The organism is Bacillus ndiopicus (genome assembly GCF_000612805.1).
GTDB lineage: Bacteria > Bacillota > Bacilli > Bacillales_A > Planococcaceae > Metasolibacillus > Metasolibacillus ndiopicus.
On sequence record NZ_HG964403.1, the window covers coordinates 672,810 to 696,763 of the forward strand.

Consider the following 23,954-nt stretch of genomic DNA (forward strand, 5'->3'; position numbering starts at 1 on the left):
AAAGCAATTTACGTTACACTGATGACAGCAGAGTGGAGGAGACACAGATGAAAAAAGAATTCGTAGTAATTGGATTAGGGCGTTTTGGAGGAAGTATAGTAAGGGAATTAGTATCACTTGGTGCAAACGTTATGGCAATTGATTTAACGAGTGAGCGTGTAGATGAATATGCTCAAATTGCCACACAGGCTGTTGTTGCAAATACAACAGATGAATCCGTTATTAAATCGCTAGGTCTATGGAATTTCGAACATGTTATTGTGGCGATTGGTGAGGATATTCAAGCAAGTATTTTAACGACATTAATTTTAAAGGAGCATGGTGTTCCACAAATTACAGTAAAGGCACAAAATGATTATCACGAAAAAGTATTAAGAAAAATTGGTGCAGATTTTGTCGTACATCCAGAGCGAGATATGGGAATCCGTATTGCCAACAATATGATGTCGACAAGTGTGCTTGATTATTTAGAGCTTTCAGATGAATATTCTATAATGGAAATTAAAGCGAGCGATAAAATTGCCGGTTACAGCTTAATTGATTTAGATATCCGTGCACAATATGGCATTAACATCGTAGGTATTAAAAGGGATGAAACAATTATCGTCTCGCCAGCACCACAAGACCCAATTTTATTAGGAGATATTTTATTAATAATTGGCGCGGATGTGGATATTAATCGCTTTGTTAAAAAAGCTTTATAAATAATAAGAAGTTGTTCGAAAAGCAGGCTAACAAGCCGCTATTCGGACAACTTTTTGCTTGAAATGCTCACAAATTTTTAAAACACGTAGTATGATGTTTCACCATTTATTTAAAAGGAGAAACTAGTTGAATTCTGTTGGGGAGGGACGCTTTCCGCAGGTATGGCTTCAACTAATTTATCTCGGCCATTACCGAAATATATAGGTTTTCAGCACATGCTATGTCTCATGGAAAGCGAGCCAATCGTAACGGAAATCAATTGAGTTCTCGGCTTTCTAGAGGAAATCTAAGCAAAGCTGAATTTTTTAGATAACCTCTTTTATTTATTCATTCATTCATAGCGTTTCTCACTGGATGAAGTATGCTTCGTATTATTTTTATCCCTTTCATCCTTTACTTGCTCGTTTAGGTCTTCGACAGGTATTGCATCCACCGTCTTCATATCTTCGTGCATATCAAAAATGCTTTCTTTATCTGTATCTAATACATCTGGATTGTGTAAATGTCTTGTTTTAAATCGGTTATTATTTTTCATAATTCCATCACCTCACTACTATTTTTCACAGAAATCGAAATATTAAACATAAATAAAAGGTGAAATGAGTTTTGCTTTTTAGTAGATGGAATTTTAGCTTTTATTTTTTTCTAAAAGCTGCTCTATTTTATTATCAGCTTGTAGTAATACTTGTTTTATTTGTTGAATTTGTTCTTCTTTTTGGAGCATTTCCTCATACTTTTTTTGGAATGTTATTTTTATTTGGAGAAGATTTTGTATCTCTTCTTTTGTTAGTTTTTTATTTTGATCAGCGTTTTGTGACCATTCAAAAAGCATTTTGATTTCTTGAAGTGAAAATCCTGTTTGCTTTAACTTTAGAATAATATTTATTATATCGATATCCTTGTTACTATAATCACGGTGCTTATTTTTGATTTCTGGATGCAATAAATCCATTTTTTCGTAATAACGAATAGTGTCTTTACTAAGACCCGTACGTAGGGCAAACTCACTTATTTTCATTATTATCACCTGTTATTTTATATATTTATAAACCATTAGAACAACTATAAAATGAAACATAAAACGAATAATATGATGTCTATAATTAAGCTTACCATTTGCTATTATTCCTTCAGCCACTGTTAATACATGAAATAAGAAAAATGCAAGTATTAGTAATATCAACATCCATGCTTTATTTGATATAAATAATATTAACAAAGTGCTTATTGATACAATAATAAATAGACATAATCGTATTTGAAATCCCGTTTCCTTCAATTTAGCCATACCTGCAATTCCTGTCAACAATGCATATAATGCAATTAATGCATAGATAATAATATTCATGTATATCACTCCATTCTTTTATTACATTCACTTTAAAATATGGAGTTAACTCCATGTCAATAAATAAAAATTTGTGGCTTTCAAAGGTTTATAAATTCTCTATGGTGAGATAAAAGCCCATGAAAAAGCCCTCAATTAGGGGAGACATCTATCCACCTAATTGAGGGCATATAAAAATTTTATATCTCTTTTTATTATACTTCCATAATAATTGGTAAAATCATTGGGCGACGTTTTGTTTTTTCATATAAATATGGTCCTAAAACATCTGTTATTTCATTTTTTAATTCTGCCCATTGAATTGATTTATCTTGAATCACTCTTGTTAAATGTTGATTTAGCATTTTTTGTGCTTCATTAATCATTAAGCCCGATTCACGCATATAGACAAAGCCACGCGAAATAATATCTGGGCCTGATACCATTTTATGCTTTTCCATATCGACACTTACAACAACGATTACAAGACCTTCCTCAGATAAAATGCGGCGATCACGTAATACAATATTGCCAATATCGCCAATACCATTACCATCAATATAAACATCACCAGATGGAATGCGACCAGCGACATGAGCTTCATTTGCACTTAATGCTAAAACATCACCGTTTTCCATAACAAAAGAGTTTTCGATTGGAACATCACAATCTGCAGCAAGTTGTGTATGCATTTTTAACATACGATACTCACCGTGGATTGGCATAAAGAATTTTGGCTTAATTAGGCGCAGCATTAATTTCTGCTCTTCCTGTGAGCCATGTCCAGAAGTGTGAATATTATTAAGTGAGCCATGAATAACTTCAGCTCCTGCGCGATATAGCAAGTTAATAATTTTATTGACACTAATTTGGTTTCCAGGGATTGGTGATGATGAGAAAACTACTGTATCACCAGGCTGGATTTGAATTTGACGGTGCGTACCATTAGCGATACGGGATAGTGCAGCCATTGGTTCACCTTGTGAGCCAGTACATAAAATCAGCACTTCATTGGCTGGTAGGCGATTGATGCTCCCAGCATCTACGAAAGTTTCTTTAGGAGCTGAGATATAACCTAGCTCTCGACCAATTGTAATTGCATTATCCATAGAGCGACCAAATACAGCGATTTTGCGTCCATGTGCTATTGCTGCATCTGTAACTTGTTGTAGGCGATGGATATTTGATGCGAATGTCGCAAAAATAACACGACCTTCAACTTTACGGAATACATCATCAATGCTCTCACCGACTTTACGTTCAGACATCGTAAAGTTTGGCACCTCAGCATTTGTACTATCTGATAATAAGCATAGTACGCCATCACGCCCAATCTCGGCCATTTTTGTTAAGTTTGCTGGCTCACCAACAGGAGTAAAATCGAATTTGAAATCTCCTGTATGTACGATATTGCCAGGTGGTGTTTTTACAACGATACCATAGGCATCTGGAATACTATGTGTAGTACGGAAAAAGCTAACCGATGTTTTGCGGAATTTGATAACATCTTCTTCCTTAATTTCGATCATCTTTGTTGTGCGTAATAAGCCATGCTCTTCTAGTTTATTACGCAATAGACCTAGTGCCAGTTTACCTCCATAAACAGGGATATTTAATTGGCGTAGTAAGTAAGGAATACCACCAATATGGTCCTCATGTCCATGCGTAATAAATAAACCTTTAATTTTATCCACATTACGTACTAAATAAGTGTAGTCTGGAATAACATAGTCAATTCCTAGTAAATCATCTTCAGGGAATTTAATACCTGCATCAATTAAAATAATTTCGTCTTGAAATTGAACGCCATATGTGTTCTTGCCGATTTCACCCAGTCCGCCAAGTGCGAAAACAGCTGCTTGATCATTTTTAACAAATTTCATAGAGTTTATGCGTTCTCCAGACGGAAGTTCGGACTTGCTTGTTCATACTCTAAGTAGTTGCCTTCTAAAAGCTGAACAAGTTCGATATTGTAGTTTCGTTCTTTTAAGTAGAGACGTACTTCACGCTCTGAAGAAGCTTCTACATAAAGTGTTTTAGTGTTTTCGCGAACTGGAGTTTCGTGCTTGTTTTCTTGATAATAAACTTTGTAAATCATATTGACTCTCCTTTTAATTACGTACATTATTATTGCATTTTTATATTCATAGTCTATTCGTAATGTGCATTGTTGCATGTCTGAAGGTTTTGCACAGTAAGAAATAAATGAATGTGAAATCAATCACGCCTCCGCTAACTCAAGTACAAATTTTTTTGAGTTTGCGCTAGCATTTTCTCTTCAAAATTTGTGATTTCAGCCAGAGGCTTTATCTTAATTCAGCATACATCCTGTCATAGAGAGAAGGATGTGCTACTGCAGTCACTTTGCATTCGATAAAAAAACATATTTAACTCCTGCGGTTACTCGTCGCATACAACATTGCCGAATAAAGATAAATGCATTTCCTTTATATTATCATGCGTTTCCTTTAAAATAAAGAAAAGCCCTTCAAAAGAAGGGCCTAAGCAATTGATTTTTTTCCGAGGATGCCATTCAATCGTTTCAACAACTTCTTTTTGAGCCGTTTTAGCATGGCGCATCACTCCTTGTGAGCATTATACTGAATTTTTCGAAAAATGTAAAGGAGAACGATTAAATTTATGAAGAAAATTTTATTTTTTGATGTAGATGGAACGCTTTATAATAGTGATAAAAAACTTCCAAGTTCTGCAAAGGAGGCTTTATTACAGGCACGTGCGAATGGTTATGAGCTAGCAATTGCGACAGGTCGTGCACCTTATATGATTGAAGAGCTAAGAGAAGAACTGGGAATCGATACATATGTCACATTAAATGGTCAATATGTTGTTTATAAAGGAGAAGTCATTTTTACAGATAAGATTAACGATGAGATTCTAGATGAACTTGTGAAAGTTAGTGCGACACAAGGGCATCCAGTTGTTTTTATCGATGAAAAGCATATGATAGCCTCCATGCCAGAACACGAAGGCATTCGAGGAAGCTTGGCGACATTACATTGTCCTTACCCTCAAGTCGTACCAGACTATTATAAAAATAATCCGGTTTATCAAACATTGCTTTTCATGAGAGAGCATGAAGAGACGCAATATATTGAAGCATTTCCAGATATACAATTTGTGCGTTGGCATAAGGAAGTATGTGATGTATTGCCTAAGGGTGGCTCGAAAGCACGAGGGATTCAAAAGCTTCTTGAAAAAACAGGCTATACAATGGAAAGTGTAATCGCTTTTGGTGATGGCACAAATGATATTGAAATGCTACAGCAAGCTGGTATCGGTGTTGTGATGGGGAATGGCCACATCGATGCTAAAAAAGTAGCGGATGTGCAGGCACCGCATGTGGATGATGATGGCATATACAAAGTGATGAAAGAATTAGAACTTATTTAGTTGTAGCTTTTGGTTATTAGAGCGCTAAAAATCTTACTATAAATGAAAGGAGGGGCCTAGATGGCGGGTGAGAAAATATTAATAATTGAAGATGACGAAGATATTATAGAAGTATTAGCTTTATCGATGAAAAGTGCCAATTATAAGGTGTGGCAAGCAATGACCTTCCGAGAAGGCTGGAACGCTGTATCGCAGTATTTGCCAGATTTAATTTTACTAGATGTAAATCTCCCCGATGGTAATGGCTTTCAATTAGCAGAGAAAATTAGGGAAATATCAGATGCTATTATAATTTTTGTGACTGTAAATCATTTAATTGATGAAAAATTGCAAGGATTTGAAGTTGGGGCGGATGATTATGTAACGAAGCCTTTTATTCCAAAAGAACTTGTAGCGCGTGTACAAGCGCATTTGAAAAGAAGGGGTGCAACAGCTAGTCAGCAAATCTTGAAGTTTGATCAATTGGAAATTCATATAGACGATAAAATGGTTTATAAAGATGGGCAGTTAGTAAATTTATTTACGAAAGAAAGGCAGCTGCTATTTTATTTAATTGAAAATTTGAATAAGGTGCTTAGTGTTGAGCAATTAATTAATCATGCTTGGGGATTTGATGGTACAGCAGATGGGAAAACTTTATCTGTTCATATGAGTACACTACGTCGGAAAATTGAAGAAAACCCCTCACAGCCAAAGTATATTCAAACAGTACGGGGCTTTGGCTATGTTTTTAGCAAGAGAGATTAGTAGAGAAATCAAGTTTCCAACAAATATGAAAGATAAAAAATGGGGCTATTCAGAAAGAAATCTTTTTCTGAATAACCCCATTTGTTTTGGTTGTAGTAATTAATCCTTTAATAAAGGCAATGTGAAGGTGAATGTTGAGCCGCTCTGTTCAGAGCTTGTTACCCCAATTTCTCCATGATGCTGTGAAATGATTTGTTTACAAATCGCAAGACCAATTCCATGGGAATTTTTAACATTTGAATTTGAAGCCCTGTAGTAGCTATCAAATACAAACGGTATATCGCTCGCGGGTATACCAATACCGCTATCTTTAATAGAGCACACAAGCTGTTCATCATTTGTATAAATTGTTAACTCAATACTCCCTTTTGTCGTATATTTCATTGCATTCAACATAATATTTTCAAATACTTGCTGTATACGTGCAGGATCGATAAGAAGCTGGGCATGCTGAGAACCATAAAAATGTGCGCTGTAATGTAAATCCAGCTGTTCAATTTCGTACTCATAGCACAACTCAAATTGTTGGAATAGCTCCTTGGCACTTATTTTTGTAAATTGATATTCTGCTCTGCCAGATTCTAAATTCGCTAAATCAAATAAATCCTGAATCAAAGTATTTAAAGAAAGCAATCTATCCTTCCCGCGTGTTAAATACTTTATTTTCTCCTCTTCATCTGTAATGACACCATCTAAAATTAGTTCAATATAGCCTAAAGAAGAGGTGATAGGTGAGCGTAATTCATGGGAAATGCTATGCAATAACTTTTTGCGTTCAAGCTCGTTTTTTGCAAGCTGCTCGTTTACTTTTTTCAAATGCTGATTGGTTTCATCCACTTGCTTTGTTCTTGCCTGCACCCGATGCTCAAGCTCCTCATAAATTTGGGCATTTTCAATTGAAATAGCAATTTGTGTTGAAAGCATTTTAAGCAAATCGATATGTGATGCATTAAAAGCATTTGCTGTTAAAGTATTTTCCAAATATAAAATAGCGATGATTTCACTTTTATGGTGAATTGGTAAGCATAAAATGGATTTGGCTACTGAAAATGAACGCAATAGCGCATTTGATACTTTTGTATTTGGAATAATATAAGGCTCTTCACTTTGAATAACATAACGCACAATTGACTGCATATTTTCATGGAATTGCTCAATATGCTGCTGTTCATATGTGGCAAACAGTGTATTATCAGCCTCGGCCTTTGCTAATACGATTAGCTCATCAGCGCGTCTATGAATAAAATAGCCTACCGTTGCGCTTGCATGTTTAAGCAATGAAAATAGAATATTTTGCAGTAAACCCTCCATTTGAATATCCTTTGCAAATGATTGTGTTGTTTCTAACACTGTCATCATTTCAAAGCTACTGTTGTTGCTTAGCTGTGTTGTGGGGGGGAGCGTAAGAACATCGTATAGTGTTTCCCAATGCTCTGCGACAGTTTCAGCCCCCCATTGACGAGCTGCATTAATTGCCTGCACACTATAATACCTTGCAGTAACATAATCTTCCTTCGTTTTGTAATAGTTTGCGGCACGTTCACAAGCAATGGCTCTATCCTGTATAAATAAATGCATTTTTGCCAGCTGAATTGCACGATCATAATAGAGCTTTGCGTTTTCATCTTCATTATTTAAACGGCAATTTTCTGCTAGCAGCAATAAATATAAGTGTTCGTAATGTTGAGGCGAGAATTGCATCCATTTTTTGAATTTTTGAATGCTTTCTTTAATTTCTGTACGAAATACTTTTTGTTCTCGCTTACTTCCTTTTTGCTGGTAAAGCCAGTCGAATTGCCATAATGCTCGATAAAAATAATAAAGTGTTGTAATTGGTAGATCGAAAACTTCCTTATGAATAGGGTTTAGCAGTGATAGCACAGCTAAACCTTGCTGCTCATTATTTAATAAAAATGACATTTGTAGCCGAACTGAGTAATGCATCGTCTTAATAATCGGTTGATCCTGTATTTTAAATGGATAAGACCATTCGACTGGATGATGTGGGTCGCGAAGTACATCCATCCATAAAGCCATTTCCGCTAAAAAATCAATCGTTAAAGAGGTTGCATTTAATGAAAATTCATCTTGCTGTTGTCTGATTTCTTGCTGTAGCTCAGAAATTGTTGTACCGCGAATGAACTGCGCTACAACGATAAAGCAGGAAGCGGTTGTGACAATAACATGTAGCCCGATTTCACGACAATACTGCTGTGCTTTACTCATATAGTGGATGCTTGTTTCATATGAATTTGTCCAATGGCTAATAAATAAGCCATATACATAATAGACATGCCCTTTTATATAAATACTGTCTTGATTGTCAGCTACTTCAATTGCGAGTTGGCCAAAACGAATAGATTCCTTGATATTGCCAAATCCGGAGTTCAACAGCATAGCATAATTAATAAGGATGATGCCACCCTTTGTACCAAGTCCATACTTTAACTGCAAGCGAAAAGCACGTATCAGTGCAATACCTGTTAAGTTAGAATCAACTCTTACTGTGCTTGCAGCCATATTAATCAATAATTGAATAATAATATCTATTTCTTTATTTTCAAAATTTGAAGCTATTAGCAAGTCTTGATTTGATTTGGTGCGTAAAGTGAAGTGTAGCTTAATCAATTCATTCAATACTTGTAGCTTACTAGGACGCTCCACAATGGGCATTTTCGCTTCAGATAAGCCTGTTAAAGCAGCTTCTATACTTGTATGAGGGTCATCAGATTCTATATATAGCCAAGTTTTTAAGTTGTAAATGGTTAGTCTCTCAAGCAATGTTTCAGAATAAAGAAGTGCCTCTGATAAATGTTTATCAGAGGATTCAAAATCCCCTATTAAGCATTCACATTCTCCTAAATTAATGTATATATCCATTGCTTCTTTACGCATTACTTGCCAGCAATTTGAAGGGAGTAAACGACGACTAATTGTTAAAAAGTATAGAGCATTTTCCAAGAGACCAACCTTTTTAGTACTAACACCAAGTTGATAGTTCCAAATGGCTAGCTGATATTTTTCTTGATCGCTTAATAATGATTGACAATAATTAAAGTGCTTCACTACTTCATGTAGCTCATAGCTATCTTGTGAATTGCCAAGCAGTGTTGTAAAAAGTTGTCCGATTTGATAATGTAGCTGCAGTTTCTGTTCCTCAGAAAGTCTTTTATAGGCTGCTTGTTGAAAGCGATTATGAACAAATTGGAAAGTTAAAATGTGCGTTAGAAGCACTTCTTCTAATACAAGCTGACTAGCCCATTTAAAATCAGTATTTAAAGGAATGATAAAGCCATTTGTTATTAGTAAATCAAGGTGCTTGAGAAGCTCTTGGTCTGTAAAATTAACTAGTTGCTGCAATATATGAAATTCAAATTTTGATCCTAGGCAGGAGGCAATTTGCAAAACGTGTAATGTGTCTAATTGCAAATTGGTGAGTTTATTTTCTAGGAAGAGCAACAGCTCCGAGTTAAGGGCAGCTTGATTAAACTTTTGTATATCGAATTTCCAATGTTTTGATTCAAAATCCAAATAAATTGTATTGTCCTGTTGTAAGGAACGAAAGGCCTCTTTAATAAATAAAGGATTGCCATTTGTTAAATTATTCAAATGTTTGACAATTTCTTCTGTCGTTGACTCTTGCATGTGCAGTGATTCTTTAAGCCAAAGTGTCAAATCCTCCTTTTTAAGTTCTTTTAGCTCAATATGCTTATAAAAGGGAAGCATAGCTTTTAACTGTTTTTCTTCAGCTTCACTTTTTTCATGAATACGAAGTGTTGTGATGACCATTAAAAACCCTTCGCGATGTTGCTCATAAATATCAATCAATGCTTTTAATGTGTTTTTATCGGCCCAATGTAAATCATCAATCAATAAAACAATTGGTTTTTTTTGTAGTGCAAAGCATTGTAATATTTTTTTTATACTATTAAATAAATGAGCTTGTAATTGCTTGCTATCCTCATAAAATTCATCTTGAATGCTGTCTTTATCATAAAACCAACGTAACTCTGGCAACAGAACTGCTAAATCCGCTGTAACATGTAATTGCGTTTCTTCAAAATAATTCCGCCAATTTTTAACGGATACTTTGCCCTCCATATAGATTTGCTTTAATAAATTTCGCAATGGTTGAATGACGGAAGTAAAATCATTTTCCAATTGTAATTGGCTATATTTTGTTTCAATAAAATAGCCTTTCGCTGCGGCTACCTCCCCTTTTAATCCATAAACAAGCTGTGACTTTCCGACACCTGCTTCTCCAGATATAAGGGCAAACTTTTTGTCGCCGTTTATAACTTGCCGAAATAGATGATTAAGAGATGTAGCATGTTGTTCACGACCATAAAGCTTGTTAGTTAAAGTCGGTGACAGGGCTATATCTTCAATGCCTAAAACGAAATCCTCAATCGCTTCATCTGCAAGAAGTGCTTTTTGAATGGTTAGCAAATCTGCCCTTAAGCCAACTGCACTTTGGTAACGAGCGCTAGGGTTTTTTTCAAGTAACTTTTCGATAATACGCCAAAGAGCAAAAGGGCTTTTATGCTGTGTAGCTAATAATGGTGCTGGTTTTTTCGTTAAAATATTATAGATGATATCGAGATTATTTTGACCCATAAACGGTGGAGTGCCGCTTAATAATTGATAAAAAATTGCACCTAGTGCATATAAGTCAGCTCGATAATCAATAGCAATATTTAATCTTCCGGTTTGCTCAGGTGCATAATAAGGGAGCTGCTGCAAATGTTGTTGGGTATTGTCCATTACAATTGTGGCACCAATATTATATTTTGTACTTGTATCACTGCTTAGAAGTTTTAGCTTCAATGAGTCAGGCTGGATTAAAATATGGTACGGATTTAATGCTAAAAATAGTATTTGATTTTGATGCAAACTAATGCAAATATTGCTAAGCTCGATTGCTATTTGTAAAAATTGTAACATCGTCATGCTTTTAAAATTAATTAAAGGAATACCATCGAAATTTTCATAAATAAGCCCGTAGTGCTGCTCCATATAGTCAACTGCAATCGGCTTTAACAACCATGGATTGCTATCCTTAGAAAATAACGAAAACTCATAATTTAGCCGAGCGCGATATTCAGCAGAATTTTGATGAATACTTTTAACAAGCATCCTATTATGAAATTTATCGATATAGATTCGTTGTAAGTGCCAACCTTGATTTGTTTGCAAAATAATATGACTTTTCAATGTTCAACACCTCGATTCACTTTGTTTTTCATTCATTATAAAAGATGGAGGTTAAAATTAGGTTAAACTTTTCACGATTATAATTTTTTTAAGAAATAAAAGAGGCTAGAGGAAAGGTTTTAGCTTTTCCTCTAGCCGATTGATTATTCTCTAATAAATGGTACAGCATCTTGTATTTCAGCGAACGGATTTTGTTCATTAATGCGATCATAAAACATCACACCATTTAAATGATCTAACTCATGTTGGAATGCGATAGCAGGTAGTCCTTTTAAGCGCATTTTTTGTTCATCACCATCTATAGTCTTAAACTTAACAGTAATGCGTGCATAGCGTGGGACATAGCCTGGTATAGCACGATCAACCGAAAGACAGCCTTCACCAGATTCAATATATGTTTGCTCAACAGAATGGCTAACGATTTTAGGGTTAATTGCGACAAAGCTTAATTGTTCACCTTTGTCGTCTTCTAAATGTAGTGCAAACATGCGTTTTAAGCTGTTCACTTGGTTAGCTGCTAAACCAATACCTGGGCGTAAATTGTATTTTTCAGCTACTTCCTCATCTTGGCTATTTATTAAATACTGTAGCATTTCTTCTGCTAATTTGCGGTCTTCTTCTACTAAAGGAAATGTCACTTCCTCAGCGCGAGTACGTAATACTGGATGACCTTCACGAATTATATGTTCCATTAAAATCATAAAAAAGCTCCCTTTCTATTTTGCTCTCTATACTTAGTATACAATATGTAGCTATCTGTTCAATGTGAAATGCTTGAAATAATTCAAAGATATTTGTATTACTCCTTGAAAAACAGTGCAATATAGAGTTGTTCGAAAAGCAGGCTGGTGGATTGCTTTTCGAACAATATTTACTGTTTTATTGAAATGTAAGTATGTAATATTGCTTTTGGGCAAAAAATATCTACTTAACTCAAAATAAATCTGATGATAAAAAAGAGGATACGACGAAAACGCTTGTTATTGTTGAATTCTATCTTTGTTATAATACAGATTTATATCTAATGTATAACAGAGATAACGCTTTCTTTTTTACGTCGAATTTTGAAGAAATGTGTCTAATAAAGAAAAACTATTGATTGACCGATGAAGTTTTATTATTTATACTCAAGGAGAAGATTTTGTTGTACTAATAATTAATGATTATTTTTTAATACAGTTGAAAGGGAGTTGTACTACAAATGGGAGAAAATATTTTAAAAAAATATGATCCAACAGCAACATTGCATGAAATTGAAGATAAATTTCAGATGTTCCAAATTTTAAATGAAGAAGGACAAATTGTTAATGAGGAAGCAAATCCAAATTTATCGGATGATGAGCTTGTGGAATTAATGACACGTATGGTTTATACGCGTATTTTAGATCAACGTTCAATTTCTTTAAACCGCCAAGGTCGTTTAGGTTTCTATGCGCCAACAGCTGGTCAAGAAGCATCACAGCTTGCTTCTCATTTTGCACTGGAAAAAGAAGACTGGATTTTACCTGGTTACCGTGATGTACCACAAATCGTGTGGCATGGTTTACCATTAGCGAAAGCATTTTTATTCAGCCGTGGTCACTTTATGGGTAACCAAGTTCCAGAAGGCGTAAACATTTTAGCACCACAAATCATTATTGGTGCACAATATATTCAAACTGCTGGTGTTGCACTTGGCTTACAAAAGCGCGGCAAAAAATCAGTAGCAATTACGTATACAGGTGATGGTGGTTCATCACAAGGTGACTTCTATGAAGGTATCAACTTTGCAGGTGCATTTAAATCGCCAGCAATTTTCATCGTACAAAATAACCAATACGCAATTTCAACACCTCGTGAATTACAAACAGCTGCAAAAACAATCGCACAAAAAGGTATTGCAGCAGGTATTCCAAGTGTGTTAGTAGACGGTATGGACCCATTAGCAGTATATGTAGCAACACGTGATGCACGTGAGCGTGCAGTAAATGGCGAAGGTCCAACACTAATTGAAACAATGTGTTACCGTTACGGTCCACATACAATGGCAGGGGACGATCCAACTCGTTACCGTACAGCTGATACAGATAATGAATGGGCAGCAAAAGATCCGATTGTACGTTTCCGTAAATACTTAGAAGCAAAAGGTTTATGGACTGAAGCAAAAGAAGAAGAAGTAATCGAGCGTGCGAAGGAAGAAATTAAAGAAGCAATTAAAGAAGCTGATCAAGCACCAAAACAAAAAGTAACAGAACTAATTGAAAATATGCATGCAGGTGAAATGCCATATAACTTACAAGAACAGTATGCAATTTACAAAGAGAAGGAGTCGAAATAAGCTATGGCACAAATGACGATGATTCAAGCAATTACGGATGCACTACGTTGCGAATTACGCGATGACGAAAACGTTCTAGTTTTTGGGGAAGACGTAGGTGTAAACGGCGGGGTATTCCGTGCAACGGAAGGCTTACAAAAAGAATTTGGTGTGGATCGTGTATTTGATACACCTCTTGCAGAATCAGGAATTGGGGGCTTAGCAATCGGTTTAGCTCTTGAAGGTTTCCGTCCAGTACCAGAAATCCAATTTTTCGGCTTCGTTTATGAAGTAATGGACTCAATTAGTGGACAATTAGCGCGTTTACGTTACCGCTCAGGTGGTACGTATAATGCACCTGTAACAATCCGTTCACCATTTGGTGGTGGGGTTCATACACCAGAAATGCACTCTGACAGCTTAGAAGGCTTAATGGCACAACAACCAGGCTTAAAAGTTGTTATTCCATCAACACCTTATGATGCAAAAGGGTTATTAATTTCATCAATTCGTGATAATGACCCAGTTATTTTCTTAGAGCACTTAAAACTATATCGTTCTTTCCGTGAAGAGGTTCCAGAAGAAGCTTACACAATTCCACTTGGTAAAGCGGATGTGAAGCGTGAAGGAAAAGACTTATCAATTTTCGCATATGGCTTAATGGTACATGAAAGCTTAAAAGCGGCTGAAGAATTAGAAAAAGAAGGCTATTCAGTTGAAGTTGTTGATTTACGCACAATTCAACCTTTAGATATCGAAACAATTATCGCTTCAGTTGAAAAAACAAATCGTGCAATCGTTGTACAAGAAGCGCAAAAGCAAGCAGGTATTGCAGCGAATGTTGTAGCAGAAATTACAGATCGCGCAATTTTAAGCTTAGAAGCACCAGTATTACGCGTAGCAGCTCCAGATACAATTTATCCATTCCCACAAGCGGAAGGTGTATGGTTACCAACGTATAAAGATGTAATGGAAACGGCGAAAAAAGTTTTAACATTCTAATGAAGTGAGGGTGACAAATATGGCATTTAATTTCCGTTTACCAGACATTGGGGAAGGAATTCATGAAGGTGAGATCGTTAAGTGGTTCGTAAAAGCTGGCGATCATGTAAAAGAAGACGATATTTTATGTGAAGTACAAAATGATAAAGCTGTCGTTGAAATTCCGTCTCCAGTAGAAGGTACAGTAGAAGAAGTATTAGTAGCAGAAGGAACAGTTGCAGTAGTAGGGGACGTGTTAATTCGTTTAGATGCACCAGGCTACGAGGACATGAAATTAAAAGGCGACGAGCATGCGGAAGCTAAAACTGAGGCACAAGTGCAAGCGACAGCTGAGGCTGGTCAAGATGTTGAAAAAGCACCTGTTGAAGAAACAGCAAAAGTAGAAGATAATAAACGTATTATTGCAATGCCATCAGTGCGTAAATATGCGCGTGAAAAAGGCGTAGACATTCGCACAGTAGTTGGCTCTGGCAAAAATGGTCGTGTATTAAAAGAGGATATCGAGAAATTCTTAGCCGGTGGACAAGAAGCTGTTGCTGAACAAGCACAGGCTGTAGAAGAAACAGTAGTGGAAGCTGCGGTAGAAGCACCAAAAGCTGCACCAACTGTAGTTTTAGAAGGTGACTTCCCAGAAACACGTGAAAAATTATCAGGTATGCGTAAAGCGATTGCCAAAGCAATGGTGCATTCGAAGCAAACAGCTCCACACGTTACACTAATGGATGAAGTAGATGTAACAGCGCTTGTAGCACATCGCAAAAAGTTCAAAGATATGGCAGCGGAAAAAGGTATTAAATTAACGTACTTACCATATGTAGTAAAAGCGTTAATTGCAACATTACGTGAATTCCCTGAGTTCAATCGTTCACTTGACGATGCAACACAAGAAGTTATTCAAAAGCATTATTACAATATTGGAATTGCAGCAGATACAGAAAAAGGCTTGCTTGTACCAGTAATTAAACATGCAGACCGTCAATCGCTATTCGCTATTTCTAACTCAATCAATGATTTAGCTACAAAAGCGCGTGAAGGCAAATTAGCATCGCATGAAATGAAAGGTGCTTCAATGTCTATTACGAATATCGGCTCAGCTGGTGGACAATGGTTTACACCAGTAATCAACCATCCAGAGGTTGCAATACTAGGAATCGGGCGTATCTCAGAAAAACCTGTAATAAAAAATGGTGAAATTGTAGCCGCACCTGTGTTAGCATTATCATTGAGCTTTGACCATCGTATGATTGATGGAGCAACTGGGCAAAATGCATTAAATTATTTAAAGCGTTTGCTAAGTGAGCCAGACTTATTATTAATGGAGGCGTAAAAAATGGTAGTAGGAGATTTCCCAATCGAACTAGATACTCTTGTTGTAGGATCAGGCCCTGGTGGATATGTTGCAGCAATTCGCGCAGCGCAAACAGGTCAAAAGGTTACAATCGTAGAAAAAGGTAACTTAGGAGGCGTATGCTTAAACGTTGGATGTATCCCATCAAAAGCATTAATTTCTGTAGGTCACCGTTATGAGCATGCGAAGCATTCTGATGATATGGGTATCGTTGCATCAGAAGTGAAGCTTGACTGGGCAAAAGCTCAAGCTTTTAAAGATGGCGTTGTTAAGAAGCTAGTTGGCGGTGTTGAAGGTTTACTAAAAGGTAATAAAGTAGACATCGTAAAAGGTGAAGCATACTTTGTTGATGCGAATACTGTTCGTGTGATTAACGAAGATTCTGCACAAACTTACACATTCAAAAATGCTATTTTAGCAACAGGCTCTCGTCCTGTTGAGATTCCAACATTCAAATTTACTAAGCGTGTAATTAACTCTACAGGCGCACTTTCTTTACCAGAAGTACCAGGTAAATTAGTAGTTATCGGTGGTGGTTACATCGGTACTGAGTTGGGCTCTGCTTATGCAAACCTTGGCTCACAAGTAACGATTATCGAAGGCGGTAAAGATATTTTAGCTGGTTTCGAAAAGCAAATGACGCAAATCGTTAAAAAAGGCTTAAAGAAAAAAGGCGTAGAAGTAGTAGTTGGCGCATCAGCTAAAGGTGTAGAAGAGAGCGATACTGGAGTTGTTGTAACATATGAAGTAGGCGGGGAAGAAAAAACTGTCGAAGCTGATTATGTATTAGTAACAGTAGGTCGCCGTCCAAATACTGACGAAATGGGTCTTGAAGAAGTAGGTATTAAATTTGCTGAGCGCGGTTTAATCGATGTTGATAAACAGTGCCGTACTTCAGTTCCAAATATTTATGCAATCGGTGATATCGTTGCAGGTCCACAACTTGCACATAAGGCATCTTATGAAGGTAAAGTTGCTGCTGAAGCAATCGCTGGTGAGCATTCTGTAGTAGACTACTTAGCAATTCCTGCTGTATGTTTCACAGATCCAGAGCTAGCAACAGTTGGTTATTCAGAAGAGCAAGCAAAAGCAGAAGGTTTAGAAGTAACAGCTGCTAAATTCCCATTCGCTGCAAATGGTCGTGCTTTAGCATTAAATGCAACAGAAGGCTTCGTGAAGCTAGTTGCGCGTAAAGAAGATGGCTTATTAGTAGGTGCTCAAATCGTAGGTGCTGGTGCATCTGATATGATCGCTGAAATGGGTCTTGCAATCGAAGCTGGTATGACAGCTGAAGATATCGCATTAACAATTCACGCTCACCCAACATTAGGTGAAATCACAATGGAAGCTGCTGAAGTATTACTAGGCAACCCAATCCATATCATTACAAAATAATGTGTAGAAATCCTTTGCCGTTTTTTGGGCAAAGGATTTTTTTCATAGTTCGATAATAAAAGAAAGAAACCTACCAATAGAAAGGCTTCAATAGATGAAATATTTACGGAATTTTCATATAATTATAGATGGAGATGATAAGATAGGGGGCAATTAGGGATGGAACTAGGTTTAAAGGAGAAAGTAGCAATTATAACAGGAGCAAGTAAAGGAATTGGTTATTATACAGCGCTACAGCTTGCACAAGAAGGAGCATCAGTTGTGCTTTGTGCGCGCGGTGAAAAGCAGTTAGAGGTTGCTGCTGCGGCTATTAAGGAAAAAACAGGTGCACAAGTTTTGATAGTGCCTGCTGATATGACAAAGGAAAAAGAATGTGTAGAGTTGATTGCAAAAACTGTTGAGCATTTTGGACGACTTGATATTTTAGTAAATAATGCGGGTACAGCTTCTGCTAATCCATTTGAGCAGGTTGGTAGCGAGCTTTGGCAAAGCGATTTAGATTTAAAATTGTTCGGTGCAGTCAATTGCTCAAAAGCAGCCCTTCCACATATGAAAGCATCAGGCGGTGGCTCCATTATTAATGTCACAGCAGTTCTTGCCAAAACGCCGCCAGCATCCTCATTACCAACAACTGTGAGCCGTGCCGCAGGGCTTGCTTTAACGAAGGCGATGAGCAAGGATTTAGGAAAATATAATATACGTGTAAATGCTGTTTGTATTGGACTAATTCGCAGCGATCAAATTGAAAAGCGCTGGAAAAATGACGCACCTAATATAACATGGGAAGAATATTCACGAAAAGTAGGGGAAACAATTCCTTTAGGGCGAATTGGCAATACAGAAGAAGCTGCAAATGTCATCACGTTTTTAGCTTCGGATGCTTCTTCATATGTGACAGGTACTTCAATAAATATTGATGGTGGTTCGGGTGGGGCATTGTAGCGCCACCTTTTCTTTTCAGCCCTTATAGACATATTATTTCGGAAGTCGTACAATATGGGGGAAGAAAAGAGGTTTTTTTATGCAAATTATACGGACAATTGTTCAAATTGGTATTTTAACGATTTATTATTATTTAGGTGTTCTTATTGTTAATATAACGGGCATTTTTATTCCAGCAAGTATTGTTGGGCTTATTTTATTATGGCTATCGCTATACTTTAAGCTGCTAAAGGTAGAATTTATTCGTGATGGCGCAACATTTTTCCTAGCATTTTTAACATTATTTTTTATTCCATCGACAATTGGCGTAGTAGATCATCCGGAGCTACTATCAAAAGCAGGGCTTTATTTAATTTTAGCAGTTATTATTAGCACGCTTGTAACAATAGCATTGACAGGCAAATGGAGCGGGTGGATTGAGAAAAAAGAAGCAGCTGTAAAGGACGGTGAGCAATAACATGCAAGCATTATTCGCCATCGTTAGTACAGTCGGCCTATTTTTAATTTATCAAAAACTTTATGCAAAATGGAGCAAACCCTACTTACTCCCAATTTTAACGACAGCTATTACACTTGTTACTGTACTGCTAGTATTTAAAATTCCATATGCTACATATATGCAAGGAGGTCAATGGATTCATAAAATGCTAGGACCTGCTGTTGTTGCGTTAGCATATCCGTTGTACAACCAACGCAAGCTTGTTTTCCAATACAAATATTCCATTATATCAAGCTTAATCGTTGCCATGCTATCAGGATTAATTAGCGTTTTTCTATTATTAAAAGTGTTTAAAGCATCGCATGCATTTATGCTAACGGCGTTACCGAAATCTTTAACAACACCGATTGCGATGCAGGTGAGTGAAACGATTGGTGGCGTTGTGCCATTATCTGCATTGCTAGTTATGATTGCAGGCTTTACAGGTGCGCTTTTAGGACCCACTGTTTATAAATTAGCGAAAATTGACACTGCGATTAGTCGAGGTGTCTCAATGGGTAGCGCCTCACATGGTGTAGGCGTATCAAAATTAACAGAGTACGGGGAAAAGGATGTGTCGATTGGCTCATTGGCAATGGGGTTAAGTGCAGTACTCGGTGCATTTATTTGTCCATTATTTGCTATGTTATTTTTATCTTGATTGTTATTTCCGAGGAAATAAAGGGGGACTTTTTATGAAATGGGAGACACGTGTAACAGAGCTTTTAAATATTAAGTATCCAATCATTCAAGGAGGGCTTGCGTATTTAGCTTATGCTGATTTGGCCGCAGCTGTATCCAATGCTGGAGGACTTGGACAAATTACTGCAATGAGCTTAGCGACACCTGATGATTTGCGCCAAGAAATTGAAAAGGTTCGTACATTAACAAATAAACCTTTTGGTGTTAATTATGCAATCGGTCAGCATGGCAAAGGCTATGAGGATATGGTAAAGGTCGCAGTAGAAATGGAAGTACCTGTTGTGACAATTACAGGTGGCAATCCTGCACCGATTTTTGAATTGTTGAAAGATGCCCCTTGTAAAAAGCTTGTACTTGTGGCCGCAAGACGCCAAGCACAAAAAGCAGAGGAGCTTGGTGCCGATGCAGTTATGGTCGTTGGACAAGAAGGCGGAGGTCATTTAGGACGAGACGATGTTGGAACAATGGTGCTTGTACCACAAGTAGTAGACCATGTCTCCATTCCAGTGATTGCTTCAGGTGGCATTGGTGATGGTCGTGGCTGGATGGCTGCACATGCACTTGGCGCAGAGGGTATCGAAATGGGGACACGCTTTATCGCGACACAGGAATGTGTGCATGCTTCAAATGCTTATAAAGAGGCACTTTTGTACAGTGCAGAATATGATACAACAGTAATAAAGCGTTCTATCGGTGCGCCCGCACGCGCATTGCGCAATGAATTTACAGAGCGCATTTTACAAGTAGAAGGAGAAACGCCAACATATGAAGCACTGAAAGACTTGATTAGTGGAAAAGCAAATCAACGCTTTATTTATGATGGTGAGAGTGCGCAAGGCTTTGGATGGGCTGGTCAAGTGGCAGGCTTAATCAAAGATGTGCCAACAGTTGCCGAATTAATTGAGCGCATGGTTGCAGAGGCGACATCCATTCGTGTAAAATGGGGCGAGTAATTAAGTGAAAATCCCACATAAATCGTTGTAGAAGAACACAAGCTAAGTTCACCAGATTTTGTGAAAACATTAAATTATGTTGATCGAAGGTTAGCTTTTACAGGCAGTTAATATGGGTGAAAAGGTAGGTTAATGAAATGGAATATTCTTATCCACTATCAACAGACTGGACAACACAAGAGATGGTTGATGTTGTACACTTTTTCGAAGTAGTCGAGGCAGCTTATGAAAAGGGTATTAAGCGAGAGGAAGTTATGGCAAAATATCGCCGCTTCAAGGAAATTATCCCTTCACAGGCTGAGGAAAAAACAATTTTCCGCGACTTTGAGAAGGCAAGTGGCTATGTCAGCTACAAAGTTGTCAAACAAGCGAAGGAATCAGCAGATGGAACGATTATTCGTTTATAAGACAAGGACGTAACAGTCCTTGTCTTTTCCATAGGTATAAAATAATAAAAATCACACACACTACTATAGATTTCACTTTTGAACAGAGGGAGGCGGAAGGGATGAGTAAGAAGACCGATATGGATCCGAAATCTCAGAAAATCCACCAGAACTGGACAAGAAATAAGCAGCAGAAATCTCAAGTAAATGGTGAGACGGAGATTACTCTCCATAACCAGATGCTGAGAACTGCTGCAAAATCGAAACAGCTCTAGCTTTTGGAATGAAGTGAATCAAGCCTTCGTACGCGAGAAATCGCTTGCGAAGGCTTTTTTGTAAAAGGAATTCACCCTCACTATAGCGAATATTCCTAGAGGGGGGAGATACAATGATTCAATTTAAAGAAATAGATAGAAAAAACTTTTGGGATGTTATTGATTTAAAGGTGGCAGAGGAACAAAAAAGCTTCGTTGCCTCAAACTTATTTTCACTCGCACAGGCGAAGGCTTATCCAGAGTGCATCTGCTTAGCAATTTATGCAGATGAGGTGCTCGTTGGTTTTACGATGTATTGTATTGATGAGGATGATCATGAATATTGGATTTATCGTTTAATGATAGACGAGAAATTTCAAGGAAAAGGCTACGGCAAAGCAGCAATGGAAAAATTAATTGAGCATATAAAAGAAGACAGCGAGCGCAATGTAATCTATTTAAGCTTTGAGCCAGAGAATTCTTTAGCAAGAAGCTTATATGAAAAATTAGGCTTTGAAGCGGATGGTCGTATTATCGATGGTGAGGTTGTTTATCGATTAGTTTATTAGTAGGAAAGTCATAATTCGCTCGCAAAGTATAGGAATTCGCTCGTGAAACAGTGAAATTCGCTCACAAGATATGAAAATTCGCTCATTAAACAGCAGGATTCGCCCGCAATAACAATAGAATTATAAATTTCTCGAAGTTATTGCCAGTTTTACTAAGAAAAGCCTGATACTGAAGTTTTCATTATATGAAACATAAGCAACAGATAAGACTGTGGAAAGCAAATAAAAGCTTTCTCACAGCCTTTTTAATTTGTCGGATGAAAATTACTTCACCATTTGGAGGGAAAGCATTTGGTCTTTAATATTCAGAATATACAAACTATAATGAAGACACGTAAGCGGTTTCAAAATCTACTATTCATAGGGGTGGTGAGAGGATGTTAAGTGAAAGAGAATTGAAAATTGCAATTAAACTTCTTGAAACCAAATTACCTATGAAAATAAAGGATTTATCACAGGATTTCGCTGTTACTACACGAACGATCAAGTATGATCTTGAGCATGTGAAAGAATGGTTTCAGCTTCAGAAAATAGATGTACACTCTCAGCCGAATAAGGGGCTATGGGTAACTTGTGACGATAGTATGCGTGATAAAGCATTGCAACAATTGCTTGGCGATGAAAGATGGAGGCAAAGTCCTGATCAAAATGTTAGGTTACAACGAATTTTAGTAGCTATGCTTTTAAGCCATGATTACATTACAGCGAATAGTTTAGCCGAAAATCTTCAAGTGAGCCGCAATACGATATTAAGTGATATGAATTTTGTTAGTGAATATATCGCTCCGTGGATGATGCAGTTAGACCGAGTTAAGCGCAAAGGCTATAAGCTAGTTGGGGCAGAGCTGAACATTCGGCTATTTATGGAGCATCTTATTTATACGAATTTGACAAACTATGAAATTTATCAAATTATGACACGCATTACGGCGGATGAGGAAGAATCTGAGCAAAAATTTTTAATGGATACAACGCTTCTTGCTATGTTCAAAATAGCGGAGCGACATGTAAAAAATTTATATACACCAGCAATTGGGCAGCTATTTCATCAGTCTGATTTAATTTTGCTTTTAATTCGCATGACGATATCTGTTGTGCGCTTAGAAAGCGGGCAAACGATGGATGGCTACCGTGTATTGAATAAACAGTTGTACACAGATGATGCCTCATTATTTATGTTAGCTTTAATGGAAAATGTTTTGACTGAGTTGGAGTTGCCGCTGCTGCACAATGAATTTTTATATTTATCTGGAGATATTGCAAAGGATACACGAGGAATTGATTTAACAGTTGTGACGAATCAAGTTATTCAATATGTTAGTGCAAAGGAAGGCGTTGAATATGGCAAGGATCCTAGATTATTTAATAGTCTATTTGCCCATCTATCCTTACGTTTAAATAAAGGTGTATTCAACGTTTCAGAGATAAACCCCTTTGCAGATGAAATTAAAGCAGATTATCCTAAGCTATTCCAAAATATCACAGAGGCTTGCAGAATACACCTTGGTCTATCATCTATTATTAATCATGATGCATTTATCTCGTTAATTGCACTACATTTTTTAACTTCATTCGAAAATACCTTTGCTACAAAAAGAAAGGTTCGAGGGTTATATGTTTGTGCTACTGGTGGGGGAGTTGCACGACTAATCAAAAATAGAGTGGAGAAGGAAATTCATGATATTGAAATCGTTGGCTACTGCTCCATTGTGGAAGTAGAAGAATTATGCCAACGGGAGCATGTAGATTTAATTATTAGCGTATTTCCTATTCAATCACATTTACCGGTTATTGCAGTAGATGCGATACCAACAAAACGAGATATCGAAATGATTCGAGAGCATGTTAAGGCACTGTTAAAGGATGGTCACTCTTATCAACCGAATTTGCCATACGATCATCAGCCTTTAGCGAATGAAGATCATGAGCAAGTAAGCTTAGAAATTATTTTGAAGGGCTTTGAAATATTTCATGAAATTTCGGCCGCATTTCAAAAGGATATTCAAGAAGAACGTAAGCAGGCATTACAATTTCATATTTTTTTAATGGTGCATCGTAGTTATTTTGATAAGCAATATGACAATTTTCTTTATACAAATCAGCCTCTATCAGAAAAGCAACAACGTAATATACAACTATTGCAGGAAATACTCGAACAACTTCAAGTATTTGTTCAAAAATCTGAGTTAATGGCACTTTTACAATATTTAAAATAGGAGGTGGAC

23 protein-coding genes are annotated in these 23,954 nt (G+C 36.9%); 15 read left to right on the top strand and 8 right to left on the bottom strand.

The features are described 5' to 3' along the window. Window positions 1-47: 47 nt before the first annotated feature. Window positions 48-704, top strand: a complete 657-nt coding sequence (locus TY13_RS02945; RefSeq protein ID WP_042471449.1) for a potassium channel family protein — start codon at window positions 48-50, stop codon at window positions 702-704. 332 nt (window positions 705-1,036) lie between these two features. Here TY13_RS02945 and TY13_RS02950 read toward each other — a convergent pair whose 3' ends face one another. The 6 genes from TY13_RS02950 to TY13_RS02975 form a co-directional block, all read right to left on the bottom strand. Next, window positions 1,037-1,240, bottom strand: coding sequence for a hypothetical protein (locus tag TY13_RS02950; protein ID WP_042471452.1), 204 nt, complete (start codon window positions 1,238-1,240; stop codon window positions 1,037-1,039). 93 nt (window positions 1,241-1,333) lie between these two features. Next, a complete protein-coding gene (locus tag TY13_RS19655; protein WP_052344208.1) occupies window positions 1,334-1,723 on the bottom strand; it encodes a MerR family transcriptional regulator in 390 nt (129 codons plus the stop codon). Between the two features lie 12 nt (window positions 1,724-1,735). Next, window positions 1,736-2,053, bottom strand: a complete 318-nt coding sequence (locus TY13_RS02960) for a hypothetical protein (RefSeq protein WP_042471455.1) — start codon at window positions 2,051-2,053, stop codon at window positions 1,736-1,738. Window positions 2,054-2,247: 194 nt separating this feature from the next. Continuing rightward, window positions 2,248-3,915: a ribonuclease J1 gene (rnjA, locus tag TY13_RS02965; protein ID WP_042471460.1), complete on the bottom strand. Its 1,668-nt coding sequence runs from the start codon at window positions 3,913-3,915 to the stop codon at window positions 2,248-2,250. 5 nt (window positions 3,916-3,920) lie between these two features. After that, window positions 3,921-4,130: a DNA-dependent RNA polymerase subunit epsilon gene (locus TY13_RS02970; RefSeq protein ID WP_042471462.1), complete on the bottom strand. Its 210-nt coding sequence runs from the start codon at window positions 4,128-4,130 to the stop codon at window positions 3,921-3,923. Between the two features lie 302 nt (window positions 4,131-4,432). Next, complete coding sequence (locus tag TY13_RS02975; protein ID WP_042471464.1) at window positions 4,433-4,612, bottom strand: hypothetical protein; 180 nt, start codon at window positions 4,610-4,612, stop codon at window positions 4,433-4,435. Window positions 4,613-4,672: 60 nt separating this feature from the next. On the opposite strand from TY13_RS02975, the gene TY13_RS02980 reads away from it, so the two are divergent. Both TY13_RS02980 and TY13_RS02985 read left to right on the top strand, forming a co-directional pair. Then, window positions 4,673-5,443: a Cof-type HAD-IIB family hydrolase gene (locus TY13_RS02980; RefSeq protein ID WP_042471467.1), complete on the top strand. Its 771-nt coding sequence runs from the start codon at window positions 4,673-4,675 to the stop codon at window positions 5,441-5,443. A gap of 60 nt (window positions 5,444-5,503) precedes the next feature. Next, complete coding sequence (locus tag TY13_RS02985; RefSeq protein WP_042471469.1) at window positions 5,504-6,190, top strand: response regulator transcription factor; 687 nt, start codon at window positions 5,504-5,506, stop codon at window positions 6,188-6,190. Window positions 6,191-6,289: 99 nt separating this feature from the next. Here the strand turns inward: TY13_RS02985 and TY13_RS02990 are convergent, their stop codons facing one another. Further along, window positions 6,290-11,404, bottom strand: coding sequence for an ATP-binding protein (locus TY13_RS02990; protein WP_042471472.1), 5,115 nt, complete (start codon window positions 11,402-11,404; stop codon window positions 6,290-6,292). 143 nt (window positions 11,405-11,547) lie between these two features. Continuing rightward, window positions 11,548-12,105, bottom strand: coding sequence for a peptide deformylase (gene def, locus TY13_RS02995; RefSeq protein ID WP_042471476.1), 558 nt, complete (start codon window positions 12,103-12,105; stop codon window positions 11,548-11,550). Window positions 12,106-12,674: 569 nt separating this feature from the next. Here def and pdhA point away from each other — a divergent pair. From pdhA to TY13_RS03050, 12 genes are all read left to right on the top strand, one after another. After that, on the top strand, window positions 12,675-13,721 hold the full coding sequence (gene pdhA / locus TY13_RS03000; RefSeq protein ID WP_407637701.1) for a pyruvate dehydrogenase (acetyl-transferring) E1 component subunit alpha: 1,047 nt from the start codon (window positions 12,675-12,677) through the stop codon (window positions 13,719-13,721). 3 nt (window positions 13,722-13,724) lie between these two features. After that, the gene (locus tag TY13_RS03005; RefSeq protein ID WP_042471480.1) at window positions 13,725-14,702 is read left to right on the top strand and encodes an alpha-ketoacid dehydrogenase subunit beta; all 978 of its coding nucleotides are present in this window, start codon (window positions 13,725-13,727) and stop codon (window positions 14,700-14,702) included. Window positions 14,703-14,721: 19 nt separating this feature from the next. Next, entirely contained in the window at window positions 14,722-16,029 is a 1,308-nt protein-coding gene (locus TY13_RS03010) for a dihydrolipoamide acetyltransferase family protein (protein ID WP_042471483.1), read from the top strand. Between the two features lie 3 nt (window positions 16,030-16,032). After that, the gene (lpdA, locus tag TY13_RS03015; RefSeq protein WP_042471486.1) at window positions 16,033-17,445 is read left to right on the top strand and encodes a dihydrolipoyl dehydrogenase; all 1,413 of its coding nucleotides are present in this window, start codon (window positions 16,033-16,035) and stop codon (window positions 17,443-17,445) included. Window positions 17,446-17,604: 159 nt separating this feature from the next. Then, window positions 17,605-18,387, top strand: coding sequence for an SDR family NAD(P)-dependent oxidoreductase (locus TY13_RS03020; protein ID WP_042471488.1), 783 nt, complete (start codon window positions 17,605-17,607; stop codon window positions 18,385-18,387). Window positions 18,388-18,466: 79 nt separating this feature from the next. Then, window positions 18,467-18,844: a CidA/LrgA family protein gene (locus tag TY13_RS03025; RefSeq protein ID WP_042471491.1), complete on the top strand. Its 378-nt coding sequence runs from the start codon at window positions 18,467-18,469 to the stop codon at window positions 18,842-18,844. Window position 18,845: 1 nt separating this feature from the next. Continuing rightward, window positions 18,846-19,526: an LrgB family protein gene (locus tag TY13_RS03030; protein WP_042471494.1), complete on the top strand. Its 681-nt coding sequence runs from the start codon at window positions 18,846-18,848 to the stop codon at window positions 19,524-19,526. A 34-nt stretch (window positions 19,527-19,560) separates the two neighbouring features. Continuing rightward, entirely contained in the window at window positions 19,561-20,520 is a 960-nt protein-coding gene (locus tag TY13_RS03035; protein WP_042471497.1) for an NAD(P)H-dependent flavin oxidoreductase, read from the top strand. 137 nt (window positions 20,521-20,657) lie between these two features. Beyond that, a complete protein-coding gene (locus TY13_RS03040; protein ID WP_042471500.1) occupies window positions 20,658-20,927 on the top strand; it encodes a UPF0223 family protein in 270 nt (89 codons plus the stop codon). A gap of 101 nt (window positions 20,928-21,028) precedes the next feature. Then, window positions 21,029-21,181, top strand: coding sequence for a YpzG family protein (locus TY13_RS20010; protein ID WP_074432919.1), 153 nt, complete (start codon window positions 21,029-21,031; stop codon window positions 21,179-21,181). Between the two features lie 113 nt (window positions 21,182-21,294). Beyond that, window positions 21,295-21,729 carry a GNAT family N-acetyltransferase gene (locus TY13_RS03045; RefSeq protein WP_042471504.1) on the top strand — a complete coding sequence of 145 codons (435 nt, stop codon included), beginning with the start codon at window positions 21,295-21,297 and terminating at the stop codon, window positions 21,727-21,729. A gap of 377 nt (window positions 21,730-22,106) precedes the next feature. Beyond that, window positions 22,107-23,945 carry a BglG family transcription antiterminator gene (locus TY13_RS03050; protein WP_042471506.1) on the top strand — a complete coding sequence of 613 codons (1,839 nt, stop codon included), beginning with the start codon at window positions 22,107-22,109 and terminating at the stop codon, window positions 23,943-23,945. The last annotated feature ends 9 nt before the right edge of the window (window positions 23,946-23,954 follow it).